General features: G+C 30.7%; 1 protein-coding gene. It reads left to right on the top strand.

Features of this window, described 5'->3' with window-relative positions:
• The first annotated feature begins 213 nt into the window (after positions 1-213).
• Positions 214-1,068 (top strand): leucine-rich repeat domain-containing protein, encoded by an 855-nt coding sequence (locus AC4PRO_RS18090; RefSeq protein ID WP_074721454.1) that lies wholly within the window; start codon positions 214-216, stop codon positions 1,066-1,068.
• Positions 1,069-1,367 lie beyond the last annotated feature (299 nt).

The following is a 1,367-nucleotide window of genomic DNA, read 5'->3' as shown; positions in this document are numbered from 1 at the left end:
TCGAATGAAAAAAATGAGGGACTTTCAGTCCCTTGTAAAACAAACCTCTGCACTTTCAGTGCAGAGTGGTTTAGTTTATAAATTGCATAAATCAATTTAATGTAAGAAAATTATATTTTTATAGTATAATATCATGTATTTCGTCGATTTTATTTGTCGATAATCTATGTATTGTGTATATTTAATCATTCGAACAAGTATAAATTCAAGGTTATGAAAAATATTTTTACTCTACTACTAATGGGTTTGGCATCAATTTCAATGATGGCCAAAGTCTCAGTCTCAGATAAGACAGTGCTTTTGAAATTGTATACGGCAACAAACGGAGCTAATTGGAACACCAAATGGGATTTATCTTCTCCTGTATCAACTTGGTATGGAGTTGTTTTGGAAGGGGATAAAGTGGTATCAATAAATCTAGCAGATAATAATCTTGTTGGAGAAATACCAAATGAAATCGTGAATCTTACGGATTTAAAAGAATTGAATTTACATAAAAATGTATTATCGGGTCTAATACCATTTGCTTTAGGAAATTTAAAACAACTAGAAGTTTTAGATCTGTCATTTAACAGATTGACTGGGACTATTCCATCTTCAGTAGGAGAGATGAATAATTTGGTTACTCTTCAACTTTATATGAATAGACTTTCTGGAGAATTGCCAGATCAAATTGGAAACTTGAAGCATTTAGAGACTTTGGCTGCTTTTAATAATGAATTGGAGGGCGAAATACCAAATTCACTTTATGGCGTTTCTACATTAAAGGTACTGCTTTTGAGTAGTAATAAGTTAAGTGGTAAATTAAGTGCTGAAATTGCAAATTTAAAAGGGCTTGAAAACTTAAGCTTGTTTGAAAATAATATGGATGGACGAGTTCCGTATGAGTTAGAAAAATTAAGCAATTTAAAAGAAATGAATATTTCTTATAATCAATTTAGTGGTTTAATATCAAGAAAATTAGCCTTGTTGGATACTTTAAATATGACAATGGTTAATGACAATGGTGTAGCAATTTTATTAGATGTTTCGTTTGATATTGAAAGACCTATCGTTTCTGAAGATTAGAATTTGCGTAAAATAAATTTTAGTTGCTCTAAAGTGGTTTTTATTTTTAATTGGTTTAGTTACTTCAAGCCCATACTGCTCCTGCATCATGGGTTTTTTTATACGAATAAATCTCGCTAGCAGAATCGTAATGGAGTATTTGATTTTAAGGAAATATGGGGTATTCTTTGTCGTTCAAGTAGAAAGCGTATTAGTCTTTTATTTTGAGCGCAGTAGTTATAAGGATCAAGACATATTGTTGTGGGGAAATATTAAAATCTAGATCTTTGTGTTTCCAAATTATACCAAATGCAAGATTG

Source organism: Flavobacterium sp. DW-iso2 (assembly GCF_058725285.1).
Note: the sequence above shows the minus strand (reverse complement) of the source record. Positions and strands in the feature narration are given on the sequence as shown.